The following is a 15,960-nucleotide window of genomic DNA, read 5'->3' as shown; positions in this document are numbered from 1 at the left end:
CCGGCAGTGTTGCACACTTGTGGGCAGGTTCAGCAAAGAAATCTTGACCCTGCTAAAGTATTCATTCAATCCAACTCTCCCGCTTTGCCGTTTTGCCGCCGCCAGCCCGTATTCCGAACGATCCTGCTGGTGCGCCGCTGCTGTTGTTGTCGCCATTTAATTGCATCATTAGCAATAAAAAACGCTTAAAGGTTACTTTGTTTCAATTGTAACGATGCTTGACGATTTTAGAATGATCGTTCATTCTTTGATCTGCGTTAATAAATTTAGTCATTTCTAACGACACTAGCCAGCTTCTTTTTCAGAAAGTCCAAGATGCAACCAACCTTTTCCTTGACGTCGCCGCGTACGAGCGGCGCTATTGCCGTTCTGTGCGCCACTGTAATCATGGCCGGCTGCGGTAAAAAACAGGAAGCACCTCACGCGCAGCAAGCGCCGCAGGTGGTCGTGTTTACTGTTAATCCGGCCGCGTTGCCGATGAGCGCCGAATTGCCCGGCCGCACAAATGCCTACCAGGTCGCCGATGTGCGCCCGCAAGTGGGCGGTTTGATCCAGAAGCGCCTGTTCGTCGAGGGTAGCGATGTGAAAGCGGGCACGGCCCTGTATCAGATCGACTCGGCCACCTACCAGGCTGCTTATAATTCCGCCAAGGCTGCCCTGTCGAAAGCCAAGGCCAACCTGTTGACGGCCGGCCCGAAAGCATCGCGCTACAAGGAACTGGTCGCCATCGAAGGCGTGAGCCGCCAGGAATACGATGACGCCGTCGCTGCCTTCGAGCAAGCCAAGGCAGACGTCGAGTCCGCTACCGCGGCGCTGGAATCGGCGAACATCAACCTGCGCTACAGCACCGTGACGGCGCCGATCAGCGGCCGCACCAGCCGTTCGACCGTGACGGCCGGCGCGCTGGTTACGGCGGGCCAGGCAGAGGCCCTGACCACCGTGCAGCAACTCGATCCGATGTATGTCGACGTGACCCAGTCGAGCACCGACCTGCTGCGCCTGAAGCGCCAGATGGCCGACGGTTCGCTGAAAAAAGTCGGCGAAGGCCAGGCCAAGGTCGATCTGATCTTGCCGGACGGCAGCAAGTACAGCGAATCGGGCAAGCTGCAGTTCGCCGGCGTGACGGTCGATCCGACCACCGGCAACGTGGTCTTGCGCGCGCTGTTCCCGAACCCGAAAGGCGAATTGCTGCCAGGCATGTACGTACGTGCCCAGCTGGAAACGGGCGTCGATGAAAAAGCCATCACCGTGCCGCAAGTGGGCGTGACGCGCAACCAGAAGGGTCAGGCAACCGCCTTGATCCTGAACAAGGAAAACAAGGTCGAGCAACGCGTGCTGACCACCAGCGGCACGGTCGGCACCAACTGGCTGGTGACGTCCGGCCTGGCCGCAGGCGACCGCGTGATCGTGGAAGGCTTGCAAAAAGTCAAGCCAGGCGCCCCAGCCGTTGCCGTGCCGGCCAAGGCCGAAGCTGCTCCTGCGCCCGCCGCTGCCGCTTCTGCCGCCGCATCGGCTGCCAGCGCCCACTAATTCAGGAGAATATTAATGGCCCGTTTTTTCATTGACCGCCCGATTTTTGCCTGGGTGGTCGCGATCGTCATCATGCTTGCCGGCGTGATTTCGATCCTCAGCCTGCCGATCGCGCAGTACCCGAGCATCGCTCCGCCGTCGATTTCGATCAGCGGCTCCTACCCTGGCGCCTCCGCCAAGACCGTGGAAGATGCGGTCACCCAGGTCATCGAACAAAAGATGAAGGGGATCGACGGCTTGCGCTACATGGCCTCGTCGAGCGATGCCACTGGCGGCATCAGCATCACCTTGACGTTCACCAGCGGCACCAATCCTGATATTGCTCAGGTGCAAGTGCAGAACAAGCTGCAACTGGCCACGCCACTGCTGCCGACGGCCGTCACGCAGCAGGGCCTCGTCGTGTCGAAAGCGACGAAGAACTTCCTGATGGTGTTCGGCTTCATTTCCGAAAACGGCAAGATGGACCAGACCGACTTGAGCGACTATGTGGCCGCCAACGTCGTCGATCCGCTCAGCCGCGTAGCGGGCGTGGGCGACGTGACCCTGTTCGGTTCGCAGTACGCCATGCGTATCTGGCTCAATCCGGCCAAGCTGCAAAGTTTTAACCTGACACCGGCGGACGTGATCACGGCCGTGCAGGCGCAGAATGCGGAAGTGTCGGCCGGTGAGCTGGGCGGCACGCCGTCCATCAAGGGCCAGCAGCTGAATGCGACCGTATCGGCGCAAAGCCGCTTGCAAACGGTGGAGCAGTTCGGTGCCATCTTGCTGAAAACCACGACCAATGGCGCCATGGTGTACCTGAAGGACGTGGCCACCATGGAACTGGGCCGCGAGAACTACAACACCGTGGCCCGCTACAACGGCCATGCGGCCACGGGCGTGGCGATCAAGCTGGCGACAGGCGCCAACGCGCTCGACACGGCCAATGCGGCGAAAGCCATGCTGGGCAACCTGAGCAAGCAATTTCCTGAAGGCATGAGCTACCAGGTGGCGTTCGACACGACCCCGTTCGTGAAACTGTCCATCGAAGAAGTGGTCAAAACGCTGGTCGAAGCGGTCATCCTGGTGTTCCTGGTGATGTATCTGTTCCTGCAGAACTTCCGCGCCACGCTGATCCCGACCATGGCCGTGCCGGTCGTGCTGCTCGGTACTTTCGGTATCCTGAATGCCTTCGGCTATTCGATCAATACGCTGACCATGTTCGCCATGGTGCTGGCCATCGGTCTGCTGGTCGATGATGCGATCGTGGTGGTGGAAAACGTCGAGCGCGTGATGAGCGAAGAGGGCTTGTCGCCGCTGGAAGCGACGCGCAAGTCCATGACGCAGATCACGGGCGCGCTGGTCGGTATCGCCATGGTGCTGTCGGCCGTGTTCGTGCCGATGGCCTTCTTCGGCGGTTCGACGGGCGTGATTTACCGCCAGTTCTCGATCACGATCGTCTCGTCGATGGTGCTGTCCGTCGTCGTCGCGCTGGTATTTACGCCAGCGCTGTGCGCCACCCTGCTCAAGCCGGTAGAGAAGGGCCATCACGCGACGAACAAGGGTTTCTTCGGCTGGTTCAACCGCAGCTTCGATAGCAGCAGCAACACCTACCAGGGCTGGGTTGGCAGCATGATCCGCCACCGCGGCCGTTCGATGCTGTTGTACGTCATCCTGCTGGCTGGCCTGGTATTCGTCTTCATGCGCCTGCCGACCTCCTTCCTGCCGGAAGAAGACCAGGGCATCCTGTTTACGCAGATTCAATTGCCGACGGGCGCCACGCAAGAGCGCACCCTGAAAGTGATCGAACAGGTCGAAGACCACTTCATGAACAGCGAGAAAGACAACGTCGCTTCCGTGTTTGCCGTCGCCGGTTTCAGCTTCGGCGGTAACGGCCAGAATACGGGTATCGCCTTCGTGCGCCTGAAAGACTGGTCGCTGCGCAAGGACGTGGCGCAAAAAGCGCCGGCCGTGGCCGGTCGCGCCATGGGCAAGTTGTTGCAGATCAAGGATGCGATGGTGTTTACGTTTGCACCGCCTGCCGTGCTGGAACTGGGTAACGCCACCGGTTTCGACATGCAGCTGCAGGATATCGGCGGTGTCGGCCATGACGCCCTGATGGCGGCGCGTAATCAGTTGCTGGGCATGGCGTCGCAGAATCCGGCCATGGTCGGCGTGCGCCCGAACGGCCAGGAAGATACGCCGCAGTACAAGATCGACATCGACCAGCAGAAGGCAACGGCGCTGGGCTTGCAGATCTCGGAAATCAACCGCGTGCTGAGCGTGGGCTGGGGTAGTTCATATGTGAACGACTTCCTCGACCGTGGCCGCGTGAAGAAAGTGTTCATCCAGGGTGACGCCAGTTCGCGCATGCTGCCGGAAGACTTGAACAAATGGTTCGTGCGCAACACGGCTGGCCAGATGGTGCCATTCTCGGCCTTCGCCACCGGCAAGTGGATTTACGCTTCGCCACGCCTGGAACGCTACAACGGCTTGCCGTCCGTAGAGATCCTGGGTACGCCGGCGCCGGGCCAAAGCACGGGCGCCGCCATGAACGCGATGGAAGAAATGGTCGCCAAGTTGCCGCCTGGCATCGGCTTCAGCTGGACCGGCGTATCGCTGGAAGAGCGCGAATCCGGTTCGCAGACGCCGCAGCTGTACGCGCTGTCGCTGCTGATCGTCTTCCTGTGCCTGGCCGCGCTGTATGAAAGCTGGTCGATTCCATTCTCCGTGCTGCTGGTCGTGCCGCTGGGCGTGATCGGCGCCGTGCTCGGTACGTGGCTGTTCGGCCTGTCGAACGACGTGTACTTCCAGGTGGGCTTGCTCACGGTGGTGGGCCTGTCGGCGAAGAATGCGATTCTGATTGTGGAATTTGCCAAGGAAATGCAGGAATCGGGCATGTCGCTGCTGGACGCGACCTTGCATGCGGTGCGTCTGCGTCTGCGTCCGATTCTGATGACCTCGATTGCCTTCGGCCTGGGCGTGTTGCCACTGGCTATTTCCAGCGGCGCCGGTTCCGGCAGCCAGAACGCCATCGGTATCGGCGTGCTGGGCGGCATGTTGACGGCCACCTTCCTCGGTATCTTCTTCGTGCCGGTGTTCTTCGTGCTGGTGCGCGGCTTCTTCTCGAAGCCGGACGCGCCCGCCACGCCGGCGACGCCTGGTTCGCCAGCCGTCACGCTTTCCAAGGATGCACATTAATATGAAAAAATCACTACTCTCCATGGCGGCACTGGCCTTGCTGGCCGGTTGCAGCCTGGCTCCCACGTATGAGCGTCCGGCCGCGCCGGCGCCCACGGCGTGGCCGACGGGCCCTTCCTACAAGGCCGACACGGCCGCCGCCGACGCCAAGCCGGTGGCGGACGTCGCCTGGCGCGAGTTCTTTGCCGATGCGCGCCTGCGCCAGGTACTGGAACTGGCGCTGGCCAACAACCGCGACCTGCGCGTCTCGATCCTGAACATCGAGAAGGCGCGCGCCACGTACGGCATCGAACGCGCCGCCCTGATCCCGACCCTGTCGGCCTCGGGCGGCCAGTCGGCCACGCGCATCTCGAAAAACGCCAGCCCGACGGGCGAAGCGTCGATCAACCGCCAGTACACGGCGAACCTGGGCGTGTCGGCCTACGAGCTGGACTTCTTCGGCCGCGTGCGCAGTCTGTCCGACAGCGCGCTGGAGCAATACCTGGGCACGGAAGAAGCACGCCGCGCACAGCAGATCAGTCTGGTGGCCGAAGTGGCCAGCACCTATCTGAACCTGGTGGCCGACCAGCAGCGCCTGCGCGTGGCGCAGGACACCCTGAAGAGCCAGCAGTCGTCGTATGACCTGGCCGTGCGCCGCTTCAGTGCCGGTGCTACTTCCGGCCTGGACAAGTACGATGCCCAGACCAGCGTCGAATCGGCACGTTCCGACGTGGCGGTCTTCACGAGCCAGGTTGCGCTGGATCAAAACGCGCTGGTCTTGCTGGTGGGCGGCCCCGTGCCGGCCGACCTGCTGCCGCCAGCCGAGTTCGGCACCGTGACGGCCCTGGCGGACATTCCGTCCGGCGTGCCGTCGGACGTGCTGCAACGCCGTCCCGACGTGCTGGCGGCGGAGCGCACTTTGCGTGCCGCCAACGCCAACATCGGCGCGGCGCGCGCGGCCTTCTTCCCGCGCATTTCGCTGACGGCCACGGCCGGTTCGGTCAGCGACAACCTGTCGGGCCTGTTCAAGGCGGGCAGCGGCACGTGGAGCTTCATTCCGCAGATCAGCTTGCCGATCTTCGATGGCGGCGTGAACCGCGCCAACCTCGATATCGCCAAGGTGCAGCGTGAAATCTCCGTGGCGCAATACGAAAAGGCGATCCAGGTCGCCTTCCGTGAAGTGTCCGATGCGCTGGCCCAGCGCGGCACCATCGACGAGCGCCTGCAATCGCAGGTCTCGCTGGTCGAGGCGTCGACGAAGAGCTACACCATCCACGACGCGCGCTACAAGCAGGGCGCCGAGTCCTACCTGAACGCCCTGGTGGCCCAGCGCGCGCTGTACACGGCGCAGCAAAGCCTGATCACGGCGCGCCTGGCCAAATCGACCAACCTGGTGACCTTGTACAAGGTGCTGGGCGGCGGTTGGCAGCCTGAGCAGACAGCCGTCGCGGCGGCTGGCGGCGTCCAATAATCACGGGGACGCCGACGCCGGCCTTGCCCGCAAGGGCAGGGCCGGCGCGCTACTGGAAAAGTCATGAACCAAGTTGAAAAGAAGCATCCGGATCCCGAGCGCGCCAACACGCGGCGCAAGCAGGTGCTCGATGCGGCCGAAAGCTGCTTCAGCCGCCGCGGCTTCCACGGCGCCAGCATGGCCGAGATTTCGAAAGCGGCCGGCATGAGCGCGGGCCACATCTATAATTATTTTGACAGCAAGGATGCGATCATTGCCGCCTTCGTCATGCAGAATACGGAGCGGGTGTCGAACCTGATGCAGGATCTGGCGCAGCGCGAAGACCCGCTGCAGGCCGTGATCGACAATGCGGGCGAGCATGTGCTCGAAGCGCTGGATCCGACAACATGGATGATGCCGCTGGAAATCTTTGCCGAAGCGTCGCGCAATCCGGTGATCGCCGACATGCTGCAATGCTCGGACCAGCGCTCGCGCCAGCTGTTTCTCTCCATCATCCGAGACGCGCGCATCAAGCGCGGCTTGCCGGCCGATGAGGAAATGCTGCAAGGGCGCCTCGATGCCCTGGTCGCCATGTACCAGGGCTTGCCCGTGCGCTTCATCCACAATCCGGACGTGAAGGTCGAGCCGCTGATCGCCGGCTTCCGCATCATCCTGACGGCGCTGCTGCTGAGTGAGTAAGCGTTTTGCGGGGGATTGAAAAAAACTTTGCGCAGTTCGATATGAATCAAGCGCAAAGCATGGCAAAAACCTAAAAGCCTCTGCTATAATTCCCACCTCGTCGGGGCGTAGCGCAGCCTGGTAGCGTACATGCATGGGGTGCATGGGGTCGGAAGTTCGAATCTTCTCGCCCCGACCATTAGATTCAAGGAGTTACAGCGCAAGCTGTATAGAAACCCAGTACTGTATATTATACGTTTGTATAATATCGGTGCTGGGTTTTTCCGTTTACGTGACGTGTGATTTTCGTTGCAGCTTGCCGATGTCCGTTGAATACGCATGCGCTGCTTCTTGCCTGCCTTGACGGGAAAGAACACAATCGTCTTCAACGATTCTGAACGCAAGTCGATTTTGCGTCGAATTCTCCCCGGCTGCTTTCAGCGAGGCTAACTACTGCAAGAGCAGCCGCTCGATAGCATAGAGGTCGTTTAATTCAGGGCATGCAGTCGCCCATTTCTAAATATGGAATCAATGACAGTGATGTCGACAAAGTGGAAGAACCAGGAGGTGCGAAGCCACAATGGCCTCCTGTGCAGCAATGGTGATCTCTACGACGTGCACGCAACCAGAATGGCCAGAGTACGTGAAAAACAGGAACTTGGCGATTGGCTCAATGTCGCGATTCTGGCGCAAGAAGAGCTGTATGGCGGACAGTACATGGTTAAGTGCGGAGAGGCTGCGGAACACGGCTCAATCGGCGTAGTTGTTTTGGAATCGCTGCAAAATCATGAACCTGTTTGGACGTTTGTTTCGGATCAATCCAATCCATTTGATCAAATAACAATCAAGGGCGGCTTGGTGTTGGTGCTGTCAACGTCAGGCGCCGTGTTACGGTTTGGTGCGCCAATGAGGGAGGCAAGGCTTCTGCTCCCGAGTACTTCGATCCATGGTTCTAACGACGAGCGCTTGTAAAGTGAGACGCTGCGCGTCCGCTATGCTTAGGTGATGCGGTAATCCCCCCATTTTTAGAGCGCGCTAAAAGTAGATCTTAAGCGGCCAAGGCAAGCTTCTGTTTTGGCGTGATGCTGGCAAGTGCGATGTTGGGCCGGTCGTGATTGCAAGTCCACAGCCAGCGGGTTGCAAAATCCTGGATCTCATCGAGCGTTTCAAACAAGTGATGTGCCAGCCAGTCGTAGCGCACCGTGCGGTTATAGGGCTCGACATAAGCATTCTGCTGCGGCTGGCCAGGCCGGATGAAGTCGATGCGCATGCCGCGCTTGGTGGCCCAGGCCAGCGTCACAGCGCTGATGTACTCCGGGCCGTTATCGCAGTGAATGGCCTGGGGTTTGCCACGCCATTCGATGACCCTGGTCAAATCGTCCAGTCCAGAAATGCGCTTGATCGACGTGCTGTTCGGCCACTTCGCACGCCAATGTCGCTGAAAAATGGATTGATCAGTGCTTCCCTCAGCTATTCTCCTCAAAGCATTTGCCGACAGGCACCTGGTGGCCTGCCGATGACGCGCTTGAAAGCACGACTAAACGCGGCTTGAGATGTATAGCCAAGGCGTCGGGCGACGACGTCGATGGACACTCTTTCGTGAGTGAGCAATTGTCTGGCAAGACGCATCCGCAGTTCCGTGGCATAGCGCAGGGGCGGCACTCCGATGGTGGTTTCAAAGCGTCGTGCGAAGACAGAGCGAGAGATATGGCATTCCGCAGCCAACTGTGCAACTGTCCATTCACGACCAGGCTGGCGGTGCAGCGCCAATATGGCACGAGCAAGGCGCGGATCACGCAAGGCGGCGAGGAGACCGGAAGCGTTTTCACAACCGCATTCAATCCAGCCGCGCACGATCATTGCTGCCGCGACCTCGGCCAGGCGAGCCAGAATGCCTGCAAAGCCAATACGGCCGGCGCAGATTTCACGCTTCATTGAATCAAGCACAGGCAGTAACCCAGGATAGTCTTGCGCTTGCGTGTCAGCCACCATGGCGGTTGGCATCAGCTTTCCGATCCCTTGCATCCCGCCGAGATCGAATTCCATGCAGCCGTAAAAAATAACGGCACTGGGCACGGGGTGCGTACTGGGACATGTGTCTACTCCGCTAACGGATTCACCAAGGGGCGCGGCATCGAACTTTTCGATGTCCTGAAATGCAATACCCGCGTCCGATAGAATCTGGTGCCTCCTGCCGTGCGGCATGAACGCCGCGCTACCGGCGGACAGCTTATGCAACTCACCATCATCCGTACATATGTAGGCAGTGCCAATAGCCACGAAATGAAAGTAGGCGAAGCTAGGCTTGTCTTCAAAACCTATGCCGAAAGCTGGACCGGTCTGAATGCGGCGGTACTGGACTCCACGCAGGCGCATGCCCATCAACAGTTCACTGACGAGACTAGAGGACAGGGAAATTTGATTCTTCTTGGTCATTTTAGGTGTTTCGATCAAAACATCAAGACTTGTCATCATAGATCATCCTGGATTTTGCCTCTAGACTTTCGACTCTGATCGTTTTAGGAATTTTAGAGATGAACAATGATGTTTTGGGTAACGGGCAAACGCCCAACGCGAACGCTGTGTCTGTTTTAGAACCAGCGACAGCAGCATGGATGGCAGTGTTTTCACTGGCCATGGGAGTTTTCGGCTTACTGACGGCGGAGTACCTGCCAGCCAGCCTATTGACCCCGATGGCCTTCGATCTTGGCGTGTCGGAGGCGCTAGCTGGTCAGGCAGTGACGGTGACGGCCGTAGTAGCCATGTTCGCCGGGCTGTCGGTGCCAGTTCTAACGCGTAATTTTGACCGGCGTGTCGTCTTGTTGGCTTTCACGGTGCTGATGATCGCCTCCAACTTGCTGGTGGCGTTATCCTCAAGCCTGACAGTATTGTTGGTGATGCGCATTCTTCTGGGCGTCGCGTTAGGAGGCTTCTGGAGCATGGCGGCAGCCGTGGCCATGCGTCTGGTGCCGGCAAAGCTGGTGCCGCGAGCGCTATCCATCATATTCAGCGGCATCGCCATCGGGACGGTCGTTTCCGTACCGCTGGGCAGCTACTTAGGGGGGATATATGGCTGGCGCAGTGCATTTATAGCAGCCGCGGCTGTCGGAGGGCTAACACTTTTGTTTCAATTGTTCACGCTGCCCCGTATGGCGCCGCGCACAATGACGCGCACCACATCGGTGCTGCGATTGCTCCGTCGCCCAGGGATTGGAATCGGGATGTTGGGCTGCGTACTGGCCCATACGGGGCAATATGCATTGTTCACCTATATTCGCCCCGCTCTTGAAAGCGTTGCCCATATCGATGTAAACGGTTTGTCTCTGATGCTCCTGGGTTTTGGTGTCGCCAACTTCGTTGGCACGCTGCTGGCCGGCTGGCTAATGGAGCGTAGCCTGCGTGCCACTTTAGTGCTCATGCCTGCGCTGGTGGGCTTGGCGGCCTTCGGCATGATCTTGCTGCCAGTCCAAGGAACAGGCCTGATGTTTTTGGTCGCTCTGTGGGGCCTGGCGTTCGGCGGGGTACCTGTCGCCTGGTCTAACTGGGTAGCCCGTGCTGTCCCGGATCAAGCGGAGACAGCAGGCGGAATGGTCGTCGCTGCGGTGCAATCGTCAATAGCTGCCGGCGCTGCATTGGGCGGCATTATGTTCGGCTTTGGTGGCGTGACAGGCGTTTTCATGATTGCTGGCGTTGTGATGCTGTTCGCTGCTCTCGTTATCGCTTTAAAAGTTCGCGTGGAACTGCCGCAGCACGGTGCAAGCGCTGCCCCAGTGCTGCACGGTTGAACGTAAGCCACATCCGAATTTTCAATATTTGGCTTACGTCAGCCGAAAATGTTCCCTTATTCGTCACTTCGGTATGCTTGGTATGACGAGAATATCCAGTCCTAAAATAGATTGACAGTATTTATTACTGGAAATGCCCGATGCACTCTGTATCGGGCGTTTTGCACTTCAGGGCCGTTTGCGGTCGTTCCTGGTTGTAGATCCGCACCGATTGCGCCACCGGATTGGCCTTTTTCTTTTCTGTCCGCCATCGCCATGACGGCATGCATCATTCGCCGTGCATTCCATCCCCTTTTTCCACCATCCTGTCCCCCGATTTTCGTCTTCCATCGCTGTAGTCAACATGGCAACCCGGCTTTCGCCTATGATTTGCTGGCACATGCACGTGTGATGTTTCCCTTCATTTATCAACCATGAGGTGTCCATGATTCGCTATGTCCTGCCTGTCCTGTTGTTCGCCGGCGCACTGCCGGCGCATGCCCAAGCCCCTGTCAAGGAAGCGCCGCTGATCGAGCGGGCGAAGATCTTCGGTAATCCGAGCAAGTCCGGCGGGCGGATCAGCCCGGACGGCAAGTGGCTGTCGTGGATCGCGCCGCGCGATGGCGTGCTCAATGTGTGGGTGGCGCCGGCCAGCGACCTGACGCAGGCGCGCCCGCTGACGGAAGAGAAGGTGCGGCCTATCCGTGGCAGCTTCTGGTCGCCCGATTCGACAACCGTGCTGTTTATCCAGGACAAGGGCGGCGACGAGAATTTCCTGCTGTACGGCGTGAACGTGGCAAGCGGCAAGCAGGTCAATTACACGCCGTTCGAGAAGACGCGCGTGCGGATCGTCCAGATCAGCAGCAAGGTGAAGGACCGTATCCTCGTCGGCATCAATAACCGCGATGCGCGCTGGCACGATGTGTACAGCCTGGACCTGGCCAGCGGCAAGCTGACCCTGGTGCAGCAGAACGACGGCTATGGCGGCTATGTCGCCGATGAATCGCTCAATTTGCGCATCGCCAGCAAGGCTCGCGCCGATGGCGGCATGCAGTATTTCCGCCTGACCGATGGCAAGGCCGAGAGCACGCCGCTGGCCGAGGTCGCCCTGGAAGACTCGCAGACGACGGCGCCGCTGGCCTTCACCGTCGATGGCAAGACCCTGTACTGGACCGATTCGCGCGGCCGCAATACCTCGGCGCTGCTGGCGCAGGATGTGGCCAGCGGCAAGACGACGGTGGTGGCGCAAGACCCGCGCGCCGACATTTCGGACGCGTTGTACGATACGCGCACGGGCCGCGTGCAAGCCTATACGGTCAATTATCTGCAGCAGGAATATTTGCCGCTGACGGACGACCTGAAGGCCGACCTGGCTTTCCTGAAGAAGAATACCAAGGGCCAGTTCAACGTAACGTCGCGCACGGATGCCGACGACAAGTGGCTGGTGGGCGTCGACACCGTCACGGCACCCGCATCGAGCTGGCTGTATGACCGCAAGAGCAAAAAACTGACGCAGCTGTACGTCACGCGGCCCGAGCTGGAAGGCGCGCCGCTGGTGCCCATGTATCCGCAGGAAATCAAGGCGCGCGACGGCCTGACCCTGGTGTCTTACCTGACCCTGCCGCATGCATCGAAGGCGGGCGCCGGCGGCAAGGCCACGCAGGCGGTGCCGATGGTGCTGCTGGTGCACGGCGGCCCGTGGGCGCGCGACACCTACGGCTACAACAGCTACCACCAGTGGCTGGCCAACCGCGGCTATGCCGTGCTGTCGGTGAATTACCGGGGCTCGACGGGCTTCGGCAAGCAGTTCATCTCGGCCGGCGACCTGCAGTGGGGCCGCAAGATGCATGACGACCTGCTTGACGCGGTGCAATGGGCCGTGAAGAGCGGCGTGACCACGACCGACAAGGTGGCCATCATGGGCGGCTCGTATGGCGGCTACGCCACCCTGGCCGGCATGGCGTTCACGCCGACCACGTTTGCCTGCGGCGTTGACATCGTCGGCCCGTCGAACCTGTTTACCTTGCTGCAAACCATCCCGCCGTATTGGGAAGCGGGCAAGCAGCAGTTCTACAAGCGCATGGGCGACCCGACCACGGAAGAGGGCAAGGCGCTGCTCAAGGAGCGCTCGCCGCTGAACTTCGCGCAGAATATCCAGCGTCCCCTGCTGATCGGCCAGGGCGCGAACGACCCGCGCGTCAACGTGGCTGAATCGGACCAGATCGTGGCAGCCATGGCGGCGAAGAATATCCCCGTCACGTATGTGCTGTTCCCCGATGAAGGCCATGGCTTTGCGCGGCCCGTCAACAACATCGCCTTCAATGCCGTGACGGAAAACTTCCTGGGGCAATGCCTGGCCGGCCGCGCCGAGCCCATCGGCGCCACCTTGAAGGCCTCCACCGCGCAGGTCAAGCATGGCGCCGAGTTTGCGCCGGGGTTGACGCAGGCGATGCAGTAACGCTGTCAGCACGAGGCGCGGCCTGCCGGGCAAGCTGCCGGGCAGGCCATGCTGCCCACTGGCAAGAAATTCTGGGTGGGTGGCTTGCAAGGTGACAGTCTCCGGCGTGGCGTTCGTACCACTGATTGCCGGGCGCGCCACGCCAGTTCGATGCAACCGCTGCCAATATGGCGGCAGGCACGCGCCGCCGAAATGTCATCATGCAAAGCCGGCTTTCTGCCGGAATGCCGACTGTGTCGCGCCGGGGAAAAGGCCGGAAACCCCCATGTTTCCTAGGAAAATAGCGTGCTGCCACGCCAGCACGGCTCACGGCAAGTTGCTCAATACAGCCCTACATGCGGCGTTCCTTTTTACATCCGGTGTCAAATAGATACATTATTTTGACAATAGTTGATTTTCATTAAAAACTTCCCTATTTGATAATATTTTATAGTTGCTTTATTTGTAAGTCGTAGTAGCATAGATTGACTTAAAGCAAGGTTCAATCATGCTGGAAAGCCATCTTCAGTCCTGTTGACGGTCGTTGTCATCGGCGTGCAGGTTTGCCGTGACCGTTATCCGTACAAGGCCCAGCGCCAAGATAAATGTATCGAGGGAAGACAAATGTTTCTAAATTTCACGAAATTTGGATGGCTGCCTGCGCCTGTCCGTGGCATTGATGTGTCCATTGCCGGCGGGGGAACTACCCCGGGTATTCTGTCCTGGCGCTCACCCTGGCTGATGCGGCTGGCGGCGGCCCTGCTGTTTCCCTTGCTCTCCCTGTTTTCCCTTCAAGCTTCCGCCGCCAGTGTCTGCCCGAGCCCGCGCGCCATCACTGTGGTGGCGGGAGATGAGTATTACGAGAGTTATCTCAATTCGCCCTGTTCTCAGTTTGGCCTGACGGGCACCCTGGTGCCGCCGCAGCATGGCACGCTGGAAGATTCGAATGTCACGAATGCCGTGCGCTACCGGAATACCAATCTCAGCGCGACATCGGACACGTTTACCATCAGGGACGATGTGGGGCAGCCCATCGTCTACAACGTCACGATCACTTCCGCCATCGCGCTGTCGCCTGCTACTGTGCCGAATGGCACGGTGGCCCAGGCTTACGCGACGACGACCCTGAGCGCGACGGGCGGCACTGCACCGTACACTTACGCGCTCACGGCTGGCAGCCTGCCTGCAGGCATGAGCTTGTCCGGCGCAGGCAGCCTGTCGGGCACGCCGACGGCTGGCGGCACCTTCAATTTCACCGTGCGCGCCACGGACTCGCTGGCCGCCAATGGCACGCGTACGTACACGCTGACGGTCAATGCGCCAACGATCACGGTGGCACCTACGGTGATGCCGGCCATGACGGCCGGTGTCGCCTACAGCCAGGGCATCACCGCCGCGAACGGTACGGCCACGTATAGCTATGCCATCACCGGCGGCAGCGTACCCACGGGCCTGAGCCTGGCGCCGGACGGCACCCTGTCCGGCACGCCGACGGCAGCGGGACCCTTCAACTTTACCGTCACCGCCACCGACAGCAGCACCGGCAGCGGCCCCTACACGGGTTCGCGCGCCTATTCCGTCACGGTGGCGGCCGGTGCGCCCGTTGCCGGCGCCGTCAGCGCCACGGTAGCCTACGGCAGCAGCGCCAACCCGATCACCCTGAACCTGAGCGGCGGCGCGGCAACGTCCGTGGCCGTGGCCTCCGGTGCCTTGCACGGCACGGCGACGGCCAGCGGCACCAGCATCACCTACACGCCGACGGCAGGCTATGGCGGGCCGGACAGCTTTACCTACACGGCCAGCAACGGCGTGGGCACTTCGGCGCCTGCCACCGTGACGCTCACGGTCAGCGGGCCCACCATCACGGTTGCGCCCTCCACCTTGCCTGCCGCCGCCGTGGGGACGGCCTACAGCAGGAACGTGACGGCAGCGAACGGCATGGCGCCGTACGCGTATGTGGTCAGCGCCGGCGCCTTGCCTGCGGGCCTGAGCCTGTCCAGCGGCGGTGTGCTGTCGGGCACGCCGACGGCGGGCGGCGTCTTCAACTTTACCTTGCGCGCCACGGACAGTTCGACGGGCAGCGGCCCGTATTCCGGTGCGCGCGCCTACTCGCTGACGGTTGCCGGGCCGACGATCACGGTGGCGCCATCGGTCTTGCCTGCGATGACGGCCGGCGTCGCCTACAGCCAGGGCATCACTGCGGCGAACGGCACAGGACCTTACAGCTATGCAATCACTGCCGGCACCGTGCCGACGGGCATGAGCCTGGCGCCGGACGGCACCTTGTCCGGCACCCCAACGGCAGAGGGGCCGTATAACTTCACGATCACCGCCACCGACAGCAGCACCGGCAGCGGTCCGTACACGGGTTCGCGCGCCTATTCCGTCACGGTGGCGGCCGGCGCTCCCATTGCCGGCGCCGTCAGTGCGACGGTGGCGTATGGCAGCGGCCCGACTGCGATTACCCTGAACCTGAGCGGCGGCGCGGCAACGTTGGTGGCGGTGGCGTCCGCCGCCAGCCACGGCACGGCGACGGCCAGCGGCACCAGCATCACCTACACACCGACGGCAGGCTATGGCGGACCGGACAGCTTTACCTACACGGCCAGCAACGGCGTCGGCACCTCGGCGCCGGCCACCGTGACGATCACGGTCAATGCGCCCAGCATCACGGTTGCGCCATCGACCGTGCCTGCAGCCGCTGTCGGCACGGCCTACAGCCAGACGGTGACGGCCGCGAACGGCACAGGACCCTACACCTATGCGATCAGCGCCGGCGCCTTGCCGGCCGGGCTGAGCCTGAATACCGCCACCGGTGTGCTGTCGGGCACGCCGACGGCGGGCGGCGTCTTCAACTTTACCGTGCGCGCCACGGACAGTTCAACGGGCGATGGCCCGTACGTGGGAGCGCGCGCCTACTCGCTGACGGTTGCCGGGCCGAC

General features: G+C 61.0%; 9 protein-coding genes, 1 tRNA gene and 1 pseudogene. 9 read left to right on the top strand and 2 right to left on the bottom strand.

The window, feature by feature from the left end:
- The first annotated feature begins 315 nt into the window (after positions 1-315).
- From IGS61_RS18610 to IGS61_RS18585, 6 genes are all read left to right on the top strand, one after another.
- A complete protein-coding gene (locus IGS61_RS18610; RefSeq protein WP_329958072.1) occupies positions 316-1,530 on the top strand; it encodes an efflux RND transporter periplasmic adaptor subunit in 1,215 nt (404 codons plus the stop codon).
- A gap of 15 nt (positions 1,531-1,545) precedes the next feature.
- The gene (locus IGS61_RS18605; RefSeq protein ID WP_230541037.1) at positions 1,546-4,710 is read left to right on the top strand and encodes an efflux RND transporter permease subunit; all 3,165 of its coding nucleotides are present in this window, start codon (positions 1,546-1,548) and stop codon (positions 4,708-4,710) included.
- 1 nt (position 4,711) lies between these two features.
- Positions 4,712-6,160: an AdeC/AdeK/OprM family multidrug efflux complex outer membrane factor gene (gene adeC / locus IGS61_RS18600; protein WP_230541036.1), complete on the top strand. Its 1,449-nt coding sequence runs from the start codon at positions 4,712-4,714 to the stop codon at positions 6,158-6,160.
- Between the two features lie 63 nt (positions 6,161-6,223).
- On the top strand, positions 6,224-6,838 hold the full coding sequence (locus IGS61_RS18595) for a TetR/AcrR family transcriptional regulator (RefSeq protein ID WP_230541035.1): 615 nt from the start codon (positions 6,224-6,226) through the stop codon (positions 6,836-6,838).
- Positions 6,839-6,939: 101 nt separating this feature from the next.
- A tRNA-Pro gene (locus IGS61_RS18590) sits at positions 6,940-7,016 on the top strand.
- Positions 7,017-7,348: 332 nt separating this feature from the next.
- Positions 7,349-7,789: a hypothetical protein gene (locus tag IGS61_RS18585; protein WP_230541034.1), complete on the top strand. Its 441-nt coding sequence runs from the start codon at positions 7,349-7,351 to the stop codon at positions 7,787-7,789.
- Positions 7,790-7,865: 76 nt separating this feature from the next.
- Here IGS61_RS18585 and IGS61_RS18580 read toward each other — a convergent pair.
- Both IGS61_RS18580 and IGS61_RS18575 read right to left on the bottom strand, forming a co-directional pair.
- Positions 7,866-8,192 (bottom strand): annotated as a pseudogene (locus IGS61_RS18580) (integrase core domain-containing protein); the annotation flags it as partial.
- Between the two features lie 104 nt (positions 8,193-8,296).
- Positions 8,297-9,292: an AraC family transcriptional regulator gene (locus IGS61_RS18575; protein ID WP_230541033.1), complete on the bottom strand. Its 996-nt coding sequence runs from the start codon at positions 9,290-9,292 to the stop codon at positions 8,297-8,299.
- A 59-nt stretch (positions 9,293-9,351) separates the two neighbouring features.
- Between IGS61_RS18575 and IGS61_RS18570 the strand changes: the two genes are divergently transcribed.
- The 3 genes from IGS61_RS18570 to IGS61_RS18560 all read left to right on the top strand — a co-directional run.
- Positions 9,352-10,602 carry an MFS transporter gene (locus tag IGS61_RS18570; RefSeq protein WP_230541032.1) on the top strand — a complete coding sequence of 417 codons (1,251 nt, stop codon included), beginning with the start codon at positions 9,352-9,354 and terminating at the stop codon, positions 10,600-10,602.
- Between the two features lie 424 nt (positions 10,603-11,026).
- On the top strand, positions 11,027-13,039 hold the full coding sequence (locus IGS61_RS18565; RefSeq protein WP_230541031.1) for a S9 family peptidase: 2,013 nt from the start codon (positions 11,027-11,029) through the stop codon (positions 13,037-13,039).
- 660 nt (positions 13,040-13,699) lie between these two features.
- Positions 13,700-15,960 (top strand): beta strand repeat-containing protein (locus tag IGS61_RS18560; RefSeq protein ID WP_230541030.1); only part of this gene is annotated, 2,261 nt, incomplete at its 3' end.

This window comes from Janthinobacterium sp. FW305-129 (genome assembly GCF_020858115.1).
Lineage (GTDB): Bacteria > Pseudomonadota > Gammaproteobacteria > Burkholderiales > Burkholderiaceae_D > Janthinobacterium.
This window is presented reverse-complemented; position numbering and strand designations above follow the sequence as displayed.